Here is a 19,908-nt window from a genome sequence, read left to right as displayed (position 1 = left end):
GGGACCTCCTACCTCACGGAGGAATATCTGCAGATCAAATACCCTCTTAAGTCGGGTCCGGATACTCTTTATATCGACCCTTCCTTCCTGCCCGATGCAGAACTCGTCAGGGCGGTCCGGGCATTAAAGGCCGAGTCGGCCCTTTTTCTGGATTCGGTGCCAATAGCATACCGCTCTTCCAAACCCAGAACCGCATCCGAGCTCAGCGAACTGAATAAAGAACAGTTTCAAGGTGAAACGATCAGGATTGTACATACCTGGGATATTTTCTCCCGGAACGGGGAGGCCTTACAGCAGGACTTTGACCTGATCACAGCAGGCAGGAAAAGCGCGCCTATCCCCGCTTCAAACCGGGTGATCCGCCCTGAGAACATCTTCCTGGAAGAAGGGGCCAAGGTGGAGCTCAGTATCCTCAATGCCACAGAAGGGCCTATCTACCTCGGAAAGGATTCTGAGGTGATGGAGGGGAACATGATCCGGGGTGCCTTTGCCCTCTGTGAACACGGGGTTGTAAAGATGGGGGCGAAGATCTACGGCCCCACTACCATAGGGCCGTACGGAAAGGTCTGCGGGGAGATCAACAACTCCGTCATTTTCGGGTATTCGAGCAAGGGTCATGACGGCTACCTCGGAAATTCTGTCCTCGGGGAGTGGTGCAACATCGGGGCCGACTCCAACAACTCCAATCTCAAGAACAATTACGCCAAGGTCAGGCTCTGGAATTACGCTACTGAACGATTCGACCAGACCGGACTCCAATTCTGTGGCCTGATGATGGGCGACCACAGCAAGACGGCCATCAATACCATGTTCAATACAGGTACGGTGATCGGGGTGAACTGCAACATCTATACCCCGGGATTTCCCAGGAATTTTGTGCCGAGTTTTAGCTGGGGGGGAGCTGCCGGATTCTCCACCTACCAGACCCAAAAAGCCTTTGAAGCGGCCAAAGTGATGATGGAGAGGAGGGGCCGGACTTTCGACGAGAAAGAAGCGGCCATTCTGGAACACGTCTTCGAGATCACAAAAAAATGGCGAAAGTACTCGTAGTACACCGGTCGGTGTCACTCTGATTTTTCATACCGGAACCAAAGCCGTATCTTTGCCCGCCTTTTATGATGAAAAGGAACATGAAAAAGAAAGTTGCCTTTTACACCCTGGGTTGTAAACTTAATTTCTCTGAAACTTCCACCATTGCGAGGAGTTTTACCGGTTTGGGATATGAACAGGTGGATTTTGAGCAGAAGGCAGACATCTATGTCATCAACACTTGTTCCGTCACCGAGAATGCCGATAAACGATTCAGGACGATCGTCAGAAAGGCCCAGAAACTGAACCCCCAGGCCTTCCTCATCGCCGTGGGTTGCTATGCACAGCTCAAGCCCGAAGAGCTTGCCGCGGTGGACGGTGTAGACTTGGTTCTCGGTGCCACGGAAAAATTCAAGATCACAGACTACCTCTCGGACCTCAGTAAGAACGACATGGGGGTCGTGCATTCCTGTGAGATTCAGGAAGCCGATTTCTACGTGGGCAGTTATTCCCTGGGCGACAGGACCCGTGCATTTTTAAAAGTTCAGGACGGATGCGACTACAAGTGCACCTACTGTACCATTCCACTGGCGAGGGGGATCTCAAGGAGCGACACGCTGGAAAATGTGCTCAAGAATGCCGCCGAGATCGCAGCCCAGGGTATCAGGGAGATCGTACTTACAGGAGTGAATATAGGGGATTACGGCAAGGGGGAATTTGGGAATAAAAAACACGAACACACTTTTTTTGAACTCGTCCAGGCCCTGGACGAGGTAGAGGGGGTGGAGCGCTTTCGCATCTCTTCCATTGAGCCCAACCTGCTCAGGAACGAAACCATATCCTTTGTAGCCAATTCCAGGACCTTTGTCCCCCATTTCCACATACCGCTCCAGAGTGGGAGCAATGCTGTCCTCAGGCGAATGAAGCGCAGGTATATGAGAGAATTATACGAGGAGCGGGTGGCGACCGTAAAAAGGACCATGCCCCATGCGTGCATAGGGGTGGATGTGATCGTAGGCTTCCCAGGGGAGACAGAAGAAGAATTCCTGGAGACCTACCGCTTCCTGAATGAACTCGACATCTCATACCTTCACGTCTTTACCTATTCGGAGCGCGCCAATACCGAGGCAGAACGCATGCCCGACCCGGTGCCGATGAAGATCCGGAACAAGAGGAGTAAAATGTTAAGGGGCCTGTCGGTCAAGAAAAGGAGGGCCTTCTATGAAAGTCAGCTCGGCACCTGCCGTACCGTCCTCTTCGAAGGGGAGAACAAAGGCGGATATATCCACGGATTCACCGAAAACTACGTAAAGGTGAAGGCACCCTGGGATCCGGCTCTGGTCAATACGCTTCACCGGATTGAAATGACGCGTATTGATGATGACGGACTGGTGAGATTCGAATTTATTCCCGAAAGTATTACGGCATAAAAAAACCTCCGGTAGGAGGTTGAACTTTCTAGATCCTGATGCCTACAGGCAACATTTCCTTGTACTGCCTGTTCTTTCTCAAGAAACCGGCGATCTGAGGACTTGTGGGAACTACCCTCAGGTTCTTTTCCTGTATATGATGCAGCACTGACTTTATGAATTCCTCGTGGAATCCTTCCGAAGAGATCTCCTCCGGAATGACCAGCTTGGTCAGGAAAACCTTCCGTTCCTGGGACGAATATTCGATCTTTGCGAGATGACCGTTAACCCTAGTCTCGAACTGTCGCAAGAAACTGTTGTCGTTAATGACTATTTGATTCATATAGTTAGTTTTATATAGGTTTCAGACAAAAAAATTACGATCTGATCGTAATCTGGTTGGGCTGCAAAAAAAATCGAAAAGAGGCTATTACAAACCTCGTTTCCAATTGAGACGGACTTCAAAAGTAGTGAAAAAAATGCTAAATTCCTAAGAAATATGATGTTCGGTATGATATGATGGAGCAAAAGATTCATGTGTATATGATGCCCGGAATGGCTGCCAACAGCCGGATCTTTAAAAACATCCGTTTGCCAGAGGATCGTTTTGTGACCCATCTGCTGGAATGGTTTGTCCCGGAGAGGGGAATGACCCTTGAAGCTTATGCCTGTAAGATGAATGAACAGATCACGGCAAAGCACCCGGTCCTGGTCGGCGTCTCATTCGGGGGCATGCTGGTGCAGGAGATGGCCAGGCATATGCCCGTGAAAAAGGTGATCATCATCTCCAGTGTAAAGAGAAATTCTGAAATGCCGAAGCGACTTGTATTTGCCAAATACACCCGTCTTCACAAACTCCTTCCCACTGGGCTGGTCAACAACCTAGATTTGGTGGCAAAATACGCCTTCGGTGAGACCGTTGCCCAGCGCATCGATCTCTATAAGGAATACCTGGAGGTCAGGGATAAATACTACCTGGACTGGGCCATCGACCAGATCGTCAACTGGAGGCAAAGCGAATGCGATCCGGGGATCGTCCATATCCATGGAGAAAAGGACGCCGTCTTCCCCAGACAGTACATAAAAGACTGTATCCAGGTAAATAACGGTACCCATACTATGATCATTCACAGATATAAATGGTTCAATGAACGTTTACCTGCAATTATTTTGGATTGAGGAATTTCTTATTTATACCTTTGAGTACCTTCAAAAAAGAAAACCATGAAAATTATAAAGTCCATTCTGATGATATGTGGTGTGCTCTTCATCGGGAGCACCCTGATCTTTGCCGTTCAACAGGGACATCTTTCCTATGAACCTGAAAAGCACATGACCGTCGATGAGAATTCCGACAAGAGCGTTGCTGAGGAGTATCGCATCACGGCCATTGAGATTCCTGCTGACCTGAATTTTGCAGGGGAGAAGGTGCCCCAGGAAGACCCGGAGATCATGGAAAGGATAGACCGGGAGTTTCTCGTAAATACCTACTGGCAGTCCAATGCCGTCCTTCTCATGAAAAGGGCGAACAAATATTTTCCGGTCATTGAACCCATCCTGGCCAAAAATGGGATCCCGGATGATTTCAAATACCTGGCCGTGGCTGAGAGCGGTTTACAAAATGTGGTTTCCCCTGCGGGGGCTGCCGGGTTCTGGCAGATCATGAAGGGAACCGGAAAGGAGTACGGCCTGGAGGTCAACTCAAACGTCGATGAACGTTACCACCTGGGGCTGGCTACGCAGCTCGCCTGCGAGTACCTGAAAAAGAACAAGGAGAAATTTGGTACCTGGACCCTGGCTGCGGCCTCATACAATGCGGGAGCCGGGGCGATCAACCGGTATATGGGTATACAGCAGGAGACCGATTACTACAACCTCCTGTTAGGGGAGGAGACAGGGAGGTATGTATTCAGGATCCTGGCTATCAAAGAGATCCTGACCCATCCTGAAAAATACGGTTTCGAGCTTGGGAAGGAAGACCTGTATGCCAATGTTCCCACTTTTGATGTAAAGATTGACAAACCCGTAGAAGACTTTGCGACCTTCGCCAAGGGGTACGGCATCAATTACAAGGTTCTGAAGCGGCACAATCCCTGGTTAAGGGAACCCCATCTGAACAATGCCTCTGGAAAAGAGTACACCATAGAAATTCCAGAAAAAGGATATTATACAGTATCCCGTTAAGAGGCGGGATCAGATCTTCTTCATCTGCTGCTGCATCATCTTGATCTGCTCGCCAAGCATATTGTTCTTGTCGAGTTTCTTGGCTTCCTGTAACAGGGTGGTGGCCTCCCTCTTTCTTCTTTTTTGCATGGCGATCCCTGCCAGGCTCAGTTTGGCCATTGCCAGGTCGTAGTCCATATTCAGGCCCAGTTTAAGGGCCTTACGGAAGTATTTTTCTGCCTGGGTGAGGTTTTTTTGTGAATAAATGATACCGAAGAGGTAATTGTAATAGCCCTGTTGTTTCGTAGTCAGGGCGGCTTCCGGGTTTTTGATCTTCTCCAGCCATCTTTCCGTGCCCTCCATGTCCTGTTTTCTCATCCTCAGGAAAGCCAGGAGGATGATCTCATTCCTGAAATAAAGGAATATGAAGATCAGGGACAGCAGGATCAGGAAAATTCCATTCCCGATATATCCTTCCACAAATTGATAGATGGCGTAGGCTATAATGGCAGCTGTGATGACCAGCTTGATATTTTTGTTGAACATAGTTACTATTGGATTAATTCATAGGTTATGGAAGAGGTGATCGTCGTGGGGATCTTTTGTGTCCCCATCTGGGCGAGGGTGGAATACCCCTTCGAAATTCCTTCAACTTTCATCCTCAGGATAAAACCGGATCTGAGGTCAGTAGTGACTCTTGTGTTTTGCGTTCCGTCCAGTACCATCGTGGTAGCAGGTTCCTCGATCTTTAAGACGATTTCAGCGGTTCCGCTGATAGAAGCATTCTTTCCGTCCAGAGAATCGAGTTTCCAGAGGGTGTTGGCATTCAGTTTACCGGAATAACTGTTCTTCCAGGTATCACCCACCTTGATAGTTCTGTCGGGATAGATATAGGTCATTTGTTTGTAGCTGTCAGACAGGGCTTTGGAACCGAACTCATTCTTGAGAGACGATCGGAGCATGTTGACGGCAAATGCCTCCTGTAATCCGGAAGCCCGGATCATTTTAGCCACGATGCTGTCGCCTCCTTTTACTTCCACAATGTCTCCGTTGGCCCGCATGGTCATGTGCACAGGTTCATTGAGCAGGCTGTGGAAAATGCGGGACTGCACATCATCCGGATCGAGGTCTTGCGCATTGACCTCGAGGACCACCCCCTGCATGCTGGAGGTCATCTTCATAAAGAGCTCCTGGAAGGTGATATCTATAGAGTAGGTGTCCTCTGTCTTTCCGGTCACTTTAAATTCCAGTGTGCCACTGAGGTCGTTGGTGACCTCGTGTGCCGCTCCATCGATCTCCTGGACGATGTCCTGACGAGCCACTTGCCTCACCTGGAATACGTCTCCCTTTTTCAAATTGTATTGCAGTTTTTCCTGCCCTTTACAAATGGGAGATAAAACCAGAAATGTGACAAAAAATGCTAAGATTTTAAAGTGCATGGATGCGCTGTTCTTGCTTGCGGCAAAAGTACTAAAAACTATCCTAAATATTTTTCAAATCGATTTGGCAAAGAAAAAACTCTTCGTATATTTGCGCCCAGATTTTGAGAAGGAGCGAAGGAAAATTCTTCGCACAAATTTAAGACTAGCATGAAAAGGACATTTCAACCGTCAAAGCGCAAGCGAAGGAACAAACACGGATTCAGAGAGCGTATGGCTTCGGCCAACGGAAGGAAGGTTCTTGCCAGCCGAAGAGCGAAGGGAAGAAGGAAATTAACTGTGTCTTCTGAGCCTCGACACAAGAAGTAAATGATTGAAATATAGCGATATAAAGGTGTTACTTTCTCAAAGTAGCACCTTTTTTTTGCGCAGTAATCACAGTAGAACCACGAAATAACAATTAGAACACTATGCCAAAAAGAGAAGATCTCAAATCGATATTGATCATCGGTTCCGGTCCGATCATCATCGGACAGGCCTGCGAATTTGATTACTCCGGATCTCAGGCCCTGCGGTCGCTAAGAGAAGACGGGATTGAGACCATCCTGATCAACAGCAACCCTGCGACCATTATGACGGATCCCACCATGGCCGATCATATCTATCTTCTCCCCCTGACCACAAAGTCGATCATAGAAGTTCTGAAGAAACACCCCAACATAGACGCTGTACTGCCGACCATGGGCGGGCAGACGGCCCTGAACCTGTGTATAGAGGCAGGAGACAAAGGCATTTGGGAAGATTTTGACGTGGAGATCATCGGGGTCGACATAGACGCCATCAACATCACCGAAGACCGGGAGAAATTCCGTAAACTCATGGAACAGATAGGGGTAGGCATGGCTCCTCAGGCTACAGCCACCTCCTTCCTGAAGGGAAAGGAGATCGCACAGGAATTCGGGTTTCCCCTCGTGATCAGGGCCTCCTATACCCTGGGAGGGGCCGGAGCCTCCATCGTTTACAAACCCGAGAATTTTGACGAACTGCTCAGTCGCGGCCTTGAAGTTTCCCCCATCCACGAGGTGATGATAGACAAGGCACTGATGGGGTGGAAGGAATACGAACTGGAATTGCTCCGTGACAAGAATGACAACGTGGTCATCATCTGTACCATCGAAAACATGGACCCCATGGGGATACACACAGGGGATTCCATCACCGTAGCTCCGGCCATGACCCTGTCTGACCGTACCTTCCAGCGTATGCGGGATATGGCTATCAAGATGATGCGGAGCATCGGGGATTTCGCCGGGGGATGCAACGTACAATTCGCCGTAAGCCCTGATGAGAAGGAAGACATCATTGCCATAGAGATCAACCCAAGGGTGTCGAGATCCTCGGCCCTGGCTTCCAAAGCGACCGGGTATCCCATCGCCAAAGTAGCTGCAAAACTCGCCATAGGATATTCCCTGGACGAACTGGAGAACCAGATCACCAAATCGACCTCCGCCCTTTTTGAGCCTACCCTGGATTATGTTATCGTAAAGATCCCGAGGTGGAATTTCGACAAGTTCGAGGGATCAGACCGTACTCTGGGGCTCCAGATGAAATCAGTAGGGGAGGTGATGGGCATAGGCCGTTCCTTCCAGGAGGCCCTGCACAAGGCCACACAGTCCCTGGAGATCAAGAGGAACGGGCTGGGAGCCGACGGAAAAGGCTATACCAACTATGATCAGATCATCAGCAAACTCACCATTCCCAGCTGGGACCGCGTTTTCGTGATCTACGATGCCATTCAGCTCGGAATTCCCCTGAGCAGGATCCACGACATCACCAAGATCGATATGTGGTTCCTCAAACAATACGAAGAACTGCATTTCCTGGAACAGGAAATTTCAAAATACACTGTGGAATCCCTCCCGAAAGAGCTTTTGCTGGAGGCCAAACAAAAGGGATTTGCAGACCGGCAGATCGCTCATATGCTCGATTGTTACGAAAGCGAGGTGCACAAGAAGAGGATGGCCCTGGGGATCAACCGGGTCTACAAGCTGGTAGACACCTGTGCCGCAGAATTCAAGGCCATGACCCCCTATTACTATTCCACGTTTGAGGAAGAGGTGGAAACTCCGGAAGGGGAGCGATATGTCACCAATGACAGTGAAGTGACCGACAGAAAGAAGATCGTGGTCCTCGGATCAGGACCCAACAGGATCGGGCAGGGGATCGAATTCGATTACTGCTGCGTTCACGGGGTCCTGGCTGCAGCGGAATGCGGCTATGAGACCATCATGATCAACTGTAACCCGGAAACGGTATCCACCGATTTCGATACGGCAGACAAACTGTATTTTGAACCCGTCTTCTGGGAACACATCTACGACATCATCCTGCATGAGAAACCGGAAGGGGTGATCGTACAGCTCGGGGGTCAGACCGCCCTGAAACTGGCAGAAAAACTCGATAAATACGGGATCAAGATCATGGGAACGAGCTTTAAGTCGCTCGACCTTGCCGAGGATCGCGGAAGCTTCTCCCGCCTTTTGAAGGAGAACGACATCCCTTATCCACAATTTGGGGTAGCCGAAAGCGCAGACGAAGCCATTGAACTGGCCAAGGAACTTAAATTCCCACTCCTTGTGAGGCCTTCCTACGTACTTGGGGGACAGGGCATGAAGATCGTGATCAACAAGGAAGAGCTGGAAGAACACGTAGTAGATCTCCTGCAGAAGATCCCGAACAACAAGCTTCTGCTCGATCATTATCTGGACGGGGCCATTGAGGCAGAGGCCGACGCTATTTGCGACGGGAAGGATGTGTATATCATAGGTATCATGGAGCACATTGAACCCTGCGGGATCCACTCCGGCGATTCCAATGCCACCCTGCCGCCGTTCAACCTGGGGGAGTTCGTGATGCAACAGATCAAAGACCACACTAAAAAGATCGCCCTGGCCCTGAATACCGTCGGGCTCATCAACATACAGTTCGCCATCAAGGACGATGTCGTCTATATCATCGAGGCCAATCCAAGGGCATCCAGGACCGTGCCTTTCATTTCCAAGGCCTATGGAGAACCCTATGTGAATTACGCTACCAAGATCATGCTTGGGGAGAAGAAACTGAAGGATTTCAAATTCAATCCCCAGCTCGAAGGTTTTGCCATCAAACAACCGGTGTTCTCTTTCAATAAATTCCCGAATGTGAACAAGAATCTGGGGCCGGAAATGAAGAGTACCGGAGAAAGCATTCTCTTTATAGACAGCCTGAAGGACGACGAGTTCTACAACCTCTACACCAGGAGGAAGATGTACCTGAGCAAGTAAATTCCGGTAAGAGTTAATCGGAATGGCAGGTCAGGACCTGTTCAGTCGGGCCGTAACCTGTACCTGTATCTCCTGGGCTATTTTCTTGAAAAGAAGCCTGGGGACCTTGATCTTGTGATCCTCCGTTCTCACGACAAAGGCTGTTTCCACAACAATGGAATCTCCATCTCTGTTCAGGGTAACCGTGGTGGTAATGGGGCGTGTTACCCCGTGCATGGTCAGGTCCCCGCTCAGTTCAAATGGCCTGGGATCTTCCGTGATCTGTTCCGGATTGAAGGATGCGATCTTCCCCGCGAAATAAGCCTTTGGGTATTTGTCTGATTCGATGTAATTCTCATTGAAATGCTCCTGCATCAACTTCTTTTTAAAGTTGAATTCCTTCACCAGGAGGAGAGAGGCCATATCGCCGCTATCACTTAAAACCATATTCACCTTCTCGTTCACAGCGTAGATATCTTCCAGAGGCGTGGAAGCATCAAAGATGATCTCCGCAGCTTCGGTACGGTACGTTTGCTGAGCCGTACATAATCCGCTACAGATCAGAAATATGACAAAGAAATACTTCCTCATTCGGGAAAATCTTGGTTAGCCCATTCCGAGATGAGTGCACGGGCTGTCTGAGGCATCAGGCCATTGGGAGGCATTGGGTTGGTAGTGCTATTGATCCGAGACAACAACCCTCGATTTTGGATGGCACTTTTCACTTCGTTTAAGGTGGTCAAAGACATGGGCGCATTTTGAGTAGGAGGGTTACCATGGCAAGATAGGCAATTCCCCTGTATGATAGGCCGGATGTCACTCTGGTAGCTCAATGCCGTAGGGTCGTCGTTGGGATCATCCATGGGAGCCCCTTCGGAGTTGTCACTTTTAGAGCAACCCACGGCAAATACCATTGCTCCGATCAACAAGACAGTTATTTTTTTCATGGCTATATGTTTTTAGTTAGTTGTTGATATACAGTTTCTTAAGAGTAAGATGAAGGATGTATTGGCTGGTTGCGTCACGATGGGGAAATAGGGTTAGTTTCAGTGCCCTTTTCCCAGGGGTCTTCAGTACGATTGACAAATTATTCGTAAGTTTAAAAGTAAAGCATTCATCTCATTTTCAAAATCTGACCGCTATGAAAAGAATTGTTGCTATTCTCTGGATCTTTTTGTTGCCTTGTCTGGTGATCGCCCAGGATGACCTCCTCTCATCCATCGACAAAACCGATACAACTGCGACTGCAGAAGCCGCCTTTAAAGGTCTAAAGATCGTGAATTTCGAGTCTACCAAAATGGTGAACAAAAAGGAGTTTTACTTTATCGTATTCCACCGGTTTGGAAGTATACAAACAGGGCTGGACGGTTTTTTCGGGCTAGATTTTGCCAATACCCGCCTCCACTTTATCTATGGTTTCACGGATGGGTTTAACCTCTCTGTCTCCCGAAATTCCTTTAACAAGACCTATGATATTTCCGGGAAATACCGCTTTGTGCAGCAAAGCGACGATTTCCCTGTAACCCTGGTGGGCTACAGCCAGGTAGCCTTTAACACCCTCCTGGATGAGCCCGTGCTTCAGAGGGAAGTGACCCTGGGCGACCGGACCTCTTTTACCCAGCAGCTGCTCATCAGCAGAAAGGTCAGCGAAAAGGTATCCCTGCAGCTGATGCCGACCTATTTTTACGAAGGATACGTAGATTATGCCCCCCAGGATAACTCCCAGTTTGCCCTTGGTATTGGGGGCAGGGTAAAACTCTCCAAACGTTTTAGCCTGAATATGGATTATGGCTGGCATTTGAACCGGGCTGATGGTTCTCCTTTTGTGAATCCCTTATCTATCGGTGTAGATATTGAGACGGGAGGACATGTTTTTCAGCTGCATTTCACCAATGCTCAGCCTACTTTCGAAAGTGGTTTCTTAGGAAATGCGATAGGCGACTGGGGAGACGGGAATATCTATTTCGGTTTTAACCTGAGCCGTGTTTTTAATTTCTGACCACAGTTCTCAATCCTCCCATTCCGTGTGGAAGATGCCGTCCTTATCTGTGCGCTCATAGGTGTGGGAACCGAAGTAATCTCTCTGAGCCTGGATCAGGTTCAGGGGGAGCCTGCCTGAGGTATAGGCATCGAAATAGGTAAGAGAATTGGAAAGCCCGGGCAGGGGTATTCCGTGAGCTGCTCCATAGGCTACCAGGGATCTCACCGAAGAGAGAGTTTCCTTGATGGCACCGGCAAAGGAGGTATCCAGCAGGAGGTTTGGCAGATCAGGATCCTTCTCGTAGGCCCGGGCGATGTCGGCCAGGAGCCCGGCCCGGATGATACATCCGGCTCTCCAGATCCTGGCGATGGTCCCCAGTTCTAGCTCATACCCGTATTCTTTGGATGCTTCGGCCAGTTGATGCAGTCCCTGTGCATAGGTAATGATGAAGGAAAAGTAAAGCGCCTCCTCAGTCATCCTTTCCAGTTCAGCTTTTCCGAGCTTTTGAGGGCGGGGTCTTCCGTAGAGTTTTTCGGCATTTATACGATCGGATTTCAGGGCTGAGATTTCCCTCATACTGACGGCTATGTCGATGCTCGGTACCGGGATTCCAAGGTCCATGGCGTTCTGGGAGGTCCACTTTCCCGTACCCTTCTGTTTAGCCTTGTCCAGGATCTTATCGACCAGCTGGCCGGGGCCCTCCTCGTCATCCTTGGAAAGGATATCAGCTGTGATCTCTACCAGGAAGGACTGCAGCCGGCCTTTGTTCCATGCGCTAAAAATTCGGTGCATCTGCTCATTCCCCATATCTCCCGCCTTGCCAAGGATATCGTAAATTTCCGAGGTAAGCTGCATCAGCCCGTATTCTATGCCGTTGTGAACCATCTTCACGTAATTCCCGGCCGATTTGGGTCCGAGGTAAGCCACACAGGGTTCACCCTTGTATTTTGCTGCAACGGCCTCGAAGATAGGTTTTACTTCCTGATACGCTTCCCGTGAACCCCCGGGCATGATGCTGGGGCCTTTCCTCGCTCCCTTCGCCCCCCCGGAGACGCCGGCACCGAAGAAGTGTATCCCTTTCCCCCGGAGATAGGATTCCCGCCTGTCCGTATCCGTAAAAAGGGAATTCCCTCCGTCTATGATCAGGTCGCCCCGGTCTATATGAGGTAACAGATCTTCAATCACGTTGTCGACGATTTTTCCGGCCGGTACCAGCAGCATGATCTTCCTGGGTTGCTGCAAGGCAGAAATAAAGGTTTTCAGGTCATCGGTCGCATTGACCCGATCCAGGTCGCCCCCCTCTTCCTTTAGCGCACTCACCTTTTCACGATCGAGATCGTACCCATAGGCTTTAAATCCCTTTTCCGCGACGTTTAGGATAAAATTCCTGCCCATGACCCCCAGGCCAATCAACCCAAAATCATACCCTTGCTTTGCCATATTATTTGTTTTTCGCTTCTATTTTGTGAATGTGAATCCCCTTCTGTACAGAGAATGCCCCTTTGCATAGGGCCCGGAGACTGTTTCGATCAAAAGTAATTGAAATTATTAACTTTTAGTGCGTACTTTGGACCCTTCTTGGAGCACTTTCTCTCCGGGATAAATGCCAGAAAAATGGACAGAACTGAAAGTCATATGCTGATCATCTTCGGGGCTTCGGGCGACCTTACGGCCCGAAAACTGATCCCGGCCCTGTTCCATCTATACTGCGGAGGGTACCTGCCTGAAAATTTCCTGATACTCGGGGTGAGCCGCTCGGCATTTTCCGACGAGGAATTCAGGAGGAAGGTGATTTTTGAGAGTACCTACCTGGAAGGGGATCTCAAAAAAAAGGGAAGGGAGATCGCAGAGGAATTTGCCCAAAAACTGTTCTATCACGACCTAGGTGCAAGTTATGAGGCGTCCTATGTGGCGCTTTCCAAGCGGATAGGATCCCTTAACGAAACTTATCAGACCCGCAACAACTTTATTTTCTACCTGTCGACCCCTCCGAATATATACGAAGTGATCGCCAAAAACCTCTCCGAGCAGGGACTTACCCACAAGGATGAAGGCTGGAAGAGGCTGATTGTCGAAAAGCCCTTTGGGTACGACCTGGCTTCTGCCAAGAACCTCAATAACAGCCTTCATCAATACTTCCACGAGGATCAGATCTTCAGGATCGACCATTATCTGGGGAAGGAAACCGTGCAAAACCTGCTCGTGACCCGTTTTGCGAACAGCATTTTCGAGCCCCTCTGGAACCGAAACTATATTCAGCACATCGAGATCACTAATGCCGAGAGCGTCGGGGTGGAGAAAAGAGGCGGATATTATGACGGAGCGGGTGCCCTGAGGGATATGTTCCAGAATCACCTGCTGCAGATCGTTTCCCTGGTGGTCATGGAACCTCCCATCAGTGCGGACGCGGAATCCATCCGGAATGAGAAGGTGAAGGCTCTCAAATCCCTCCGTATTCTGAAGGATGAGCAAAGCCTGAAGGAAAATATTATCAGGGGTCAATACCTGGCTGCGGAGATCGATGGGAAGAAGGTAAAGGGTTACAGGGAGGAAGATGGGGTGAATCCTGATTCAACCACCGAAACCTTTGTCGCTATCAAGTTCTTTGTCGACAACTGGCGGTTGAAGGACGTTCCTTTTTATGTGCGGACGGCCAAGCGTATGCCTACCAAGGTAACCGAGGTGGTCATCCATTTTAAGCCGCCCCACCACAAGATCTTTACGGAGTCCGGGATGCTCAATAAGGACAATAAACTCATTATCCGCATTCAGCCCGATGAGGGAATCCTGATCAAATTTGGGGTGAAAGTTCCGGGGCAGGGATTCAAGGTGGAGCGGGCCAATCTGGATTTTTACTATGACAGCCTGATCGAAAAAAACCTGATGGCGGCCTATGAGCGCCTTCTACTCGATGCCATGCAGGGCGATGCCACGCTCTATGCACGGGCAGATGAGGTGGAAGCTGCCTGGGAATTCGTCGACCCCATCCTGCAGTTCTGGAAGACGAGCAAGGACGCAATGATCTACGGGTATTCTGCCGGTGTATGGGGCCCTCAGAATGCAGATGACCTCCTGGAAGGGGAGAACACCTGGCGCAACCCGGGATCCAACCTGGCAGATGATCCTGGATTCTGTGTTATAAAATAAGGAAGATGAACGTACGCGTATACGAGACCAAAAACTCTGTTGCCACACACTTTGCAGCCTTTCTGGAAGAGGAGATCAGAGGGAGGGAAGAATATCACATGGCCCTTTCCGGGGGTAGCACTCCGAGGATCCTCTTTGAAGAGCTCTCCAAAACCGACCGATACAAGATCGACTGGGGAAAAGTGTACCTCTACTGGGGCGATGAGCGTTGTGTCCCCCCAAACGACGAGGAGAGCAATTACAAGATGACTGTGGATCACCTTCTGCGAATTGTTCCTATTCCTGAGGAAAACATCCACCGGATCATGGGGGAGAACGAACCCAGTGTAGAGGCACTGCGATATGGCATCCTCCTGGAGAGGGAACTTCCTTCCGGTTCGGGGATCCCTGTATTCGACATGGTCATCCTCGGAATGGGGGAGGACGGTCATACCGCCTCCATCTTTCCGCATGAGATCCACCTATGGGATTCGGAACAGAATTGCGAAGTGGCCACCCATCCGGAAAGCGGACAAAAACGGGTCACCATCACCGGGCGTTTGATCAATAACAGTAAGGAAGTAGCGTTTTTGGTGACCGGGGCAGGCAAGGCCGACAAAGTTCAGAGCATCCTTGGAAAATCCCAGGGTTACAGGCAATATCCCGCAGCCCTGGTGGAACCTGTCTCCGGTAAGCTAAGCTGGTACCTCGATGCGGAAGCCGCCTCCGCCCTGCAGAGTCTTAATTCAGATTAAATGGGGTAGTGGGTTCTTCCTCCTGAAGATCATCGTCCTCGGCCCTTTTTAAGATCTTATCCGGGAGAGACTTCTTGGCCTTGGCGCCCATTTTCTTGAGCTTTTCAATACTGATGATGATATTGCCCCTGCCTTCCACCAGTTTATTCATCGCCCCCCTGTATTCATTCTTCGCCTCGTCCATCTTTTTACCCACCCGGGTGAGGTCCGTCACAAACCCTTCGAACTTGTCGTAGAGGGCACCCGCCTGTCTGGCGATCTCAATGGCATTCCGCTGCTGTTTCTCGTTATTCCACATGGTGTCTATAGTACGCAGGGTGGCCAGGAGGGTCGAAGGCGTAACGATGACGATGTTCTTTTCAAAGGCCTTGTTGTACAGGGCGGGATCCTGGTTGATAGCCACGGAAAAGGCTGTCTCTATGGGCACGAACATCAGGACAAAGTCCGGACTTTCCATATCGTACAGATCCTCGTATTTTTTGGAGGAGAGCTGATCCACGTGTTTTTGTAGGGAGTTGATGTGATTTTTTAAGAAATTCTCCTGGAGATCCTCCTCGGCATTGACAAATCGCTCGTAATCCGTCAGGGATACCTTGGAATCTATGACCATTTTCTTCCCATCCGGCAGGTTGATCACCACGTCAGGCAGGACCCTGCTGCCATCTTCCCTGGTAAAGCTTTTCTGGACGGTGTATTCCCTGTCTTTTTCAAGCCCCGACTTCTCCAAAACCTTTTCCAGGACGAGTTCTCCCCAGTTACCCTGCATCTTGCTGTCGCCTTTGAGGGCTTTGGTAAGGTTTTCGGCTTCCTTGGTGATCTTGAGGTTTTGGTTTTGCAGGTTGAGCAATTGTTCCCTCAGGGCCGAATGTATGCTGATATTCTCTTTCTGGCTCTCCTCCACCTTTTTCTCAAAAAGCTGAATCTTTTCCTGTAGGGGGTTGAGGATGTGTTTGATATTCTTCTGGTTTTGCTCCGTGAATTTCAGGCTTTTCTCATCCAGGATCTTGTTGGCCAGGTTCTCGAATTCCTTGGTGAATTTCTCCTGCAGGTCGGCCACCTCCTCTTTCTGATCCTCCAGTTTTTGCCGCAAATTCTCGAGATCGGCCTCATTTCTTGTGACCAGTTGGTTCAGCCTGCTGTTCTCGGTCCTGAGGTCTTCCACCACTTGCTTCTCCCCGCTTAGCCGCAACTCCAGTTCTTCCCGGTTCTTACCCAGTTGACGTTCCCTTTCCTCCAGGGTACTCTGAATGGATTTTCGTTTTAAACGCTCGATATAGATCCCCAGAAAGAATCCCACCAAAATAGCCAGTAAGGCAACCACCAACAATGTGATCTCCGTGCTCATCACCTTTTGATTTTCATGTAAAGATAGGCCATCTTCCTTTAAGACGTGAGTTGGGACACCCTAGTTTTTGATTTTAAAGGTCCCGGTTCCGGGATCAAAATCGATGAGATCTGAAGGGAACAGATTTTGAAAACTCTGGTTCTCAATATGTCGGCAGGGTGGACCGAAATGGTGGCCGGACTTGTCCAGGATCAGCATCTGGTCACAGAGTTGTATAGCCAGGTCGATCTCGTGGGTCGTGTAAATCACCGTCTTTCCAAATTCCCGGGCGATCCCTTTCATGGTTTTTAGGACCTGAACTTTATGGTACAGGTCGAGGTGGGTCGTGGGTTCGTCCAGCATCATGATGGGCGTGTCCTGGGCGAGAGCTCTGGCGATGAGTACTTTCTGAAGTTGCCCATCGCTGAGTTCATAACACTTCCTGTTTTCCAGGGCCTCCAGCCCCGTGTTCCGTATAGATAAAGCCACGGCATCCGTATCCTCCTCCGTAAGGGTTCCCAGCCAATTCGTATAAGGTTGGCGACCCAGGCTGATCAATTCCCTGACGGTCAGGTTCCTTGTGGGGAGGGGTTCTGTGAGGACAATACTCAGGGAGGACGCCAGTTCCTGTGGGGTGAGGCTGTTGATGGATTTACCAGTGATACGTACCTGCCCGGAAAGTCGGCGCTGTACCCCCGCCAGGGTCCGAAGCAGGGTCGATTTTCCGATCCCGTTGGCCCCGACGATGGAAACGAATTCCCCTTGTGCCAGGCTGAAATTCAAATCCCTGGCGATCACAGTATCCTCCCCATTCCTGCCGGAGTACCCTATGCTCAAATTCGATATTTCCAGTACGTTTTGCATGTTATGACCTGCCCTCAAATTAAAAACCGGGGACGCTAAGGTAGGTATTCTTTAAAACTTTGGGGACCGTTTACTGGTCCATCTAAAAGATCATATTCCGTTTCCTCAGCAATAACCAGATGACCACCGGTGCACCTACGATGGAGGTAATCGCATTGATCGGAAGGACGTAGGATGAGGAGGGAAGCTGGGCGAGGGTATCACAGAGCAATAACAGGATGGCACCGTACAGGAGCACTCCGGGAACGAGGATTCTGTGGTCGGTCGTGTTGAAAAGTTGGCGGGTCAGATGGGGAACGGCCAGTCCGATAAAGGCGATGGGACCTGCAAAGGCGGTGACTGAACCGGCCAGGAGCCCTGTGGCTACGATGATGACATTCCTGGACCTGTCTATCCTGACCCCCAGGCTGCGGGCGTAATTCTCTCCCAGCAGCAGGGCATTCAGGGATTTGATCGAGCCTATGCTCAACAACAAACCAACTAAGCAAATGACCCCCAGGACAAGGACCTGTGAACCACTTAAATTTCCTACAGTCCCGAAGGTCCAAAAGATATATTGCTGCAATTCTTCGGCTTTGGCAAAGTAGGAGAGCACGGTGACCACAGCGGCCGTGATACTCGCAAACATGAGTCCGATGATCAGTAAAGCCATGGTATCCTTGACCCGCCTGGCCACTGCCACCACGGTGAGCAGGACGAGAATACTCCCCAGGCTGGAGGCCAGGGTAAGGGCCAGGTCATTCACCAGGGCGAAACCGGCGAATAATATTCCTCCTCCCATGATCAGCAGGGCGGCCCCCAGACTGGCCCCGGAGCTGATCCCCAGGACAAAAGGGCCCGCAAGAGGATTCCGGAAAAGGGTTTGCATCAGCAATCCGCTCAGGGAAAGGCCTGCACCCACCAGGATGGCCGTAAATGCCTTGGGAAGGCGATACTCCCAGATAATGTATTGCTGGGATTTGTCTGCACTCCCAAAGCCAAAGAGTTCTCCCAGGGTTGTTGAGAATGGGATTTCCACCGACCCAAGGCTGATGTTGATCCCGAAGCACAGCAACAGCATGAGGATCAAAAGGGCAAACTGATATGGAATCTTTGAATTCAACTATTGAAGGGGCTTAAAAAAGTAGGGTGTATGTTCCGGAAGGATGTCCGGGTGAAAGATATGGATCAGGTCCCTCAGGATCAGATCCGGCCTGTTCGGTCCGAGCTCAAAAAATGTGAGTCCGCCTGTCTCCCCCTTGCTCAGGGCATAGGTATAGATCTTCCTTTCCTGGAAAGGGCGAAATTCTTTGTAATGGGGGTTGGTCGCTTCCATTTCCTCGTAGGAAGTGAACTGTGACGGGGATATCCAGATGTCTGCTTCTTTTGATCGGCTCAGCACGCTCTCCAGACTCAGGGAAAGGCTACCGGTGTCTTCGGTATTATCCCAGAGGTAGGTTCCGTTGGCATCGCGTATGAATTCGGCGGCCCAGCTGTTCCCTCCGGGAGCATACCACACATCCTTGTAGAGAGCGCCACTCATGACGGCGGGGATTTGTTCTGCCCTGCCCGCAAGCTCACGGGCATCTTTGTAAGAGGTCGCTATGGAATCAAAGAGGGTTTTAGCTTTGTCCTCCATCTGGAAAAAAGGTGCAAAGAATTTGATCCATTCTGCCTTACCCAGAGGGGTCTGCTCTGTCCAGTCCCCATTGTAAACCACGGGTATACCCGAGCGGATCAGCGTCTCATAGGCCTTATTCCGGGCAGCGATACCAAAGCCCACGACCAGATCAGGCCGGAGGCTGAGGGTCATTTCCGTGTTCATCATTTCATTGTTCCCCAGGTTGGCTATTTCTCCGGATGCTATCCTGCGCCTGGTATTCTCTGATGAGATATAGTCCGTTCCCGGAAATCCCACCAGACGGTCGCCTACACCCAGGGCCTCAAGGGCCGGTATATGGGTAGTGGAGGTGACAACGACCCTTTCCACCGGGACAGGGACTACCGCGTCGTATTGCCCGGGGTCTATAAGGTCTTTCCTGTCAGCGTTTTTTGGAACCAGGGCATATACAAAAGGTCTCTCGGCCTGGGGCCAGGGTTGCAGTACGCTGATCAGTGTAATCCCCCCGGGAGTCTTGCTCATATGGAATCCCCTTGCAAAGTGGATGGTTTCTGAACTTTCCGGGTCCCCAACCTTAATTTTGGCTACATCAATGCTGTCTTCCTGTTCCCTGCAACCCAGGAAACAAAAAACCAGAATCAATACAATACATCTCATATGGCTCAATTACGGTCCTCAAAAGTAATCTTATTTACCCTAAGAGTAAAAGGAGGGGCAATTTCCTTATCTTCGCCCCGAACTTAGGTTGCCGGCCCGGTCATCGGGGCGGCATTAAAAGGGAATCCGGTGAGAATCCGGTACTGTTCCCGCAACTGTAAGCTCAGTAGGGCCTCAAATGGAGGAACTACGTTTGACATCTCTTCAAAACCACTGTCCGATGACGGGAAGGTCGATGTTAAAACGCAAGTCAGGAGACCTGCCTGGTTCAGAATCGAATACTAACTTTCGGGATAAAAGTTTTCGTATGCAACCTCAT

Annotated in this window: 19 protein-coding genes and 1 riboswitch; of the genes, 9 read left to right on the top strand and 10 right to left on the bottom strand. The window is 50.1% G+C overall.

All coding sequences use genetic code 11. The features are described from left to right. Both ABYP73_RS03370 and mtaB read left to right on the top strand, forming a co-directional pair. A partial coding sequence (locus ABYP73_RS03370) for a putative sugar nucleotidyl transferase (protein WP_372973447.1) occupies positions 1-1,050 on the top strand: 1,050 nt, incomplete at its 5' end. Positions 1,051-1,130: 80 nt separating this feature from the next. Next, the gene (gene mtaB / locus ABYP73_RS03365; RefSeq protein ID WP_372973446.1) at positions 1,131-2,459 is read left to right on the top strand and encodes a tRNA (N(6)-L-threonylcarbamoyladenosine(37)-C(2))-methylthiotransferase MtaB; all 1,329 of its coding nucleotides are present in this window, start codon (positions 1,131-1,133) and stop codon (positions 2,457-2,459) included. A 28-nt stretch (positions 2,460-2,487) separates the two neighbouring features. Here mtaB and ABYP73_RS03360 read toward each other — a convergent pair whose 3' ends face one another. Beyond that, positions 2,488-2,781, bottom strand: coding sequence for a GNAT family N-acetyltransferase (locus ABYP73_RS03360; protein WP_188371263.1), 294 nt, complete (start codon positions 2,779-2,781; stop codon positions 2,488-2,490). A 173-nt stretch (positions 2,782-2,954) separates the two neighbouring features. Between ABYP73_RS03360 and ABYP73_RS03355 the strand changes: the two genes are divergently transcribed. Next, positions 2,955-3,617, top strand: a complete 663-nt coding sequence (locus ABYP73_RS03355) for an alpha/beta fold hydrolase (RefSeq protein ID WP_372973445.1) — start codon at positions 2,955-2,957, stop codon at positions 3,615-3,617. A 45-nt stretch (positions 3,618-3,662) separates the two neighbouring features. Further along, the gene (locus tag ABYP73_RS03350; protein WP_372973444.1) at positions 3,663-4,622 is read left to right on the top strand and encodes a transglycosylase SLT domain-containing protein; all 960 of its coding nucleotides are present in this window, start codon (positions 3,663-3,665) and stop codon (positions 4,620-4,622) included. Between the two features lie 9 nt (positions 4,623-4,631). Here the strand turns inward: ABYP73_RS03350 and ABYP73_RS03345 are convergent, their stop codons facing one another. Both ABYP73_RS03345 and ABYP73_RS03340 read right to left on the bottom strand, forming a co-directional pair. Further along, positions 4,632-5,147: a DUF2892 domain-containing protein gene (locus ABYP73_RS03345; protein WP_372946121.1), complete on the bottom strand. Its 516-nt coding sequence runs from the start codon at positions 5,145-5,147 to the stop codon at positions 4,632-4,634. A 5-nt stretch (positions 5,148-5,152) separates the two neighbouring features. Next, positions 5,153-5,956 (bottom strand): DUF6263 family protein, encoded by an 804-nt coding sequence (locus ABYP73_RS03340; protein WP_372946122.1) that lies wholly within the window; start codon positions 5,954-5,956, stop codon positions 5,153-5,155. Positions 5,957-6,190: 234 nt separating this feature from the next. Between ABYP73_RS03340 and rpmH the strand changes: the two genes are divergently transcribed. Then, positions 6,191-6,349: a 50S ribosomal protein L34 gene (gene rpmH, locus ABYP73_RS03335; protein ID WP_372946123.1), complete on the top strand. Its 159-nt coding sequence runs from the start codon at positions 6,191-6,193 to the stop codon at positions 6,347-6,349. Positions 6,350-6,450: 101 nt separating this feature from the next. Next, entirely contained in the window at positions 6,451-9,303 is a 2,853-nt protein-coding gene (carB, locus tag ABYP73_RS03330) for a carbamoyl-phosphate synthase large subunit (RefSeq protein WP_372973443.1), read from the top strand. 30 nt (positions 9,304-9,333) lie between these two features. Here the strand turns inward: carB and ABYP73_RS03325 are convergent, their stop codons facing one another. Further along, the gene (locus tag ABYP73_RS03325) at positions 9,334-9,873 is read right to left on the bottom strand and encodes a YceI family protein (RefSeq protein ID WP_372973442.1); all 540 of its coding nucleotides are present in this window, start codon (positions 9,871-9,873) and stop codon (positions 9,334-9,336) included. After that, positions 9,870-10,229 (bottom strand): hypothetical protein, encoded by a 360-nt coding sequence (locus ABYP73_RS03320; RefSeq protein WP_372973441.1) that lies wholly within the window; start codon positions 10,227-10,229, stop codon positions 9,870-9,872. Before ABYP73_RS03320 ends, ABYP73_RS03325 begins: the two co-directional genes overlap by 4 nt. 194 nt (positions 10,230-10,423) lie before the next feature. On the opposite strand from ABYP73_RS03320, the gene ABYP73_RS03315 reads away from it, so the two are divergent. After that, positions 10,424-11,281, top strand: coding sequence for a DUF5777 family beta-barrel protein (locus ABYP73_RS03315; RefSeq protein WP_372973440.1), 858 nt, complete (start codon positions 10,424-10,426; stop codon positions 11,279-11,281). 9 nt (positions 11,282-11,290) lie between these two features. Here ABYP73_RS03315 and gndA read toward each other — a convergent pair whose 3' ends face one another. Next, positions 11,291-12,703 carry an NADP-dependent phosphogluconate dehydrogenase gene (gene gndA / locus ABYP73_RS03310; RefSeq protein WP_372973439.1) on the bottom strand — a complete coding sequence of 471 codons (1,413 nt, stop codon included), beginning with the start codon at positions 12,701-12,703 and terminating at the stop codon, positions 11,291-11,293. 174 nt (positions 12,704-12,877) lie between these two features. Here gndA and zwf point away from each other — a divergent pair, with 174 nt between their 5' ends. Both zwf and pgl read left to right on the top strand, forming a co-directional pair. Beyond that, positions 12,878-14,410, top strand: coding sequence for a glucose-6-phosphate dehydrogenase (zwf, locus tag ABYP73_RS03305; RefSeq protein WP_372973438.1), 1,533 nt, complete (start codon positions 12,878-12,880; stop codon positions 14,408-14,410). A 5-nt stretch (positions 14,411-14,415) separates the two neighbouring features. After that, on the top strand, positions 14,416-15,144 hold the full coding sequence (gene pgl, locus ABYP73_RS03300) for a 6-phosphogluconolactonase (protein WP_372973437.1): 729 nt from the start codon (positions 14,416-14,418) through the stop codon (positions 15,142-15,144). On the opposite strand, the gene rmuC is transcribed toward pgl, so the two are convergent. The 4 genes from rmuC to ABYP73_RS03280 form a co-directional block, all read right to left on the bottom strand. Then, positions 15,131-16,489: a DNA recombination protein RmuC gene (gene rmuC / locus ABYP73_RS03295; RefSeq protein WP_372944980.1), complete on the bottom strand. Its 1,359-nt coding sequence runs from the start codon at positions 16,487-16,489 to the stop codon at positions 15,131-15,133. The genes pgl and rmuC overlap by 14 nt on opposite strands. A gap of 60 nt (positions 16,490-16,549) precedes the next feature. Continuing rightward, positions 16,550-17,332, bottom strand: coding sequence for an ABC transporter ATP-binding protein (locus ABYP73_RS03290; RefSeq protein WP_372973436.1), 783 nt, complete (start codon positions 17,330-17,332; stop codon positions 16,550-16,552). A gap of 82 nt (positions 17,333-17,414) precedes the next feature. Beyond that, the gene (locus tag ABYP73_RS03285) at positions 17,415-18,392 is read right to left on the bottom strand and encodes a FecCD family ABC transporter permease (protein WP_372944984.1); all 978 of its coding nucleotides are present in this window, start codon (positions 18,390-18,392) and stop codon (positions 17,415-17,417) included. Between the two features lie 42 nt (positions 18,393-18,434). After that, complete coding sequence (locus ABYP73_RS03280) at positions 18,435-19,589, bottom strand: ABC transporter substrate-binding protein (RefSeq protein WP_372944978.1); 1,155 nt, start codon at positions 19,587-19,589, stop codon at positions 18,435-18,437. Positions 19,590-19,657: 68 nt separating this feature from the next. Continuing rightward, positions 19,658-19,871: riboswitch (cobalamin riboswitch) on the top strand. Positions 19,872-19,908: the final 37 nt, after the last annotated feature.

The organism is Muriicola sp. (assembly GCF_041567615.1).
Lineage (GTDB): Bacteria > Bacteroidota > Bacteroidia > Flavobacteriales > Flavobacteriaceae > Muriicola.
This window is presented reverse-complemented; position numbering and strand designations above follow the sequence as displayed.

What these genes read in the sequence shown, in the direction of transcription:
- mtaB (WP_372973446.1), top strand. Translation starts at nt 1,131, where the DNA reads ATGAAAAAGAAAGTTGCCTTTTACACCCTGGGTTGTAAACTTAATTTC.
- ABYP73_RS03360 (WP_188371263.1), bottom strand. Translation starts at nt 2,781, where the DNA reads ATGAATCAAATAGTCATTAACGACAACAGTTTCTTGCGACAGTTCGAG.
- ABYP73_RS03355 (WP_372973445.1), top strand. Translation starts at nt 2,955, where the DNA reads ATGATGGAGCAAAAGATTCATGTGTATATGATGCCCGGAATGGCTGCC.
- ABYP73_RS03350 (WP_372973444.1), top strand. Translation starts at nt 3,663, where the DNA reads ATGAAAATTATAAAGTCCATTCTGATGATATGTGGTGTGCTCTTCATC.
- ABYP73_RS03345 (WP_372946121.1), bottom strand. Translation starts at nt 5,147, where the DNA reads ATGTTCAACAAAAATATCAAGCTGGTCATCACAGCTGCCATTATAGCC.
- rpmH (WP_372946123.1), top strand. Translation starts at nt 6,191, where the DNA reads ATGAAAAGGACATTTCAACCGTCAAAGCGCAAGCGAAGGAACAAACAC.
- carB (WP_372973443.1), top strand. Translation starts at nt 6,451, where the DNA reads ATGCCAAAAAGAGAAGATCTCAAATCGATATTGATCATCGGTTCCGGT.
- ABYP73_RS03325 (WP_372973442.1), bottom strand. Translation starts at nt 9,873, where the DNA reads ATGAGGAAGTATTTCTTTGTCATATTTCTGATCTGTAGCGGATTATGT.
- ABYP73_RS03320 (WP_372973441.1), bottom strand. Translation starts at nt 10,229, where the DNA reads ATGAAAAAAATAACTGTCTTGTTGATCGGAGCAATGGTATTTGCCGTG.
- ABYP73_RS03315 (WP_372973440.1), top strand. Translation starts at nt 10,424, where the DNA reads ATGAAAAGAATTGTTGCTATTCTCTGGATCTTTTTGTTGCCTTGTCTG.
- gndA (WP_372973439.1), bottom strand. Translation starts at nt 12,703, where the DNA reads ATGGCAAAGCAAGGGTATGATTTTGGGTTGATTGGCCTGGGGGTCATG.
- zwf (WP_372973438.1), top strand. Translation starts at nt 12,878, where the DNA reads ATGGACAGAACTGAAAGTCATATGCTGATCATCTTCGGGGCTTCGGGC.
- pgl (WP_372973437.1), top strand. Translation starts at nt 14,416, where the DNA reads ATGAACGTACGCGTATACGAGACCAAAAACTCTGTTGCCACACACTTT.
- rmuC (WP_372944980.1), bottom strand. Translation starts at nt 16,489, where the DNA reads ATGAGCACGGAGATCACATTGTTGGTGGTTGCCTTACTGGCTATTTTG.
- ABYP73_RS03290 (WP_372973436.1), bottom strand. Translation starts at nt 17,332, where the DNA reads ATGCAAAACGTACTGGAAATATCGAATTTGAGCATAGGGTACTCCGGC.
- ABYP73_RS03285 (WP_372944984.1), bottom strand. Translation starts at nt 18,392, where the DNA reads ATGCTGTTGCTGTGCTTCGGGATCAACATCAGCCTTGGGTCGGTGGAA.
- ABYP73_RS03280 (WP_372944978.1), bottom strand. Translation starts at nt 19,589, where the DNA reads ATGAGATGTATTGTATTGATTCTGGTTTTTTGTTTCCTGGGTTGCAGG.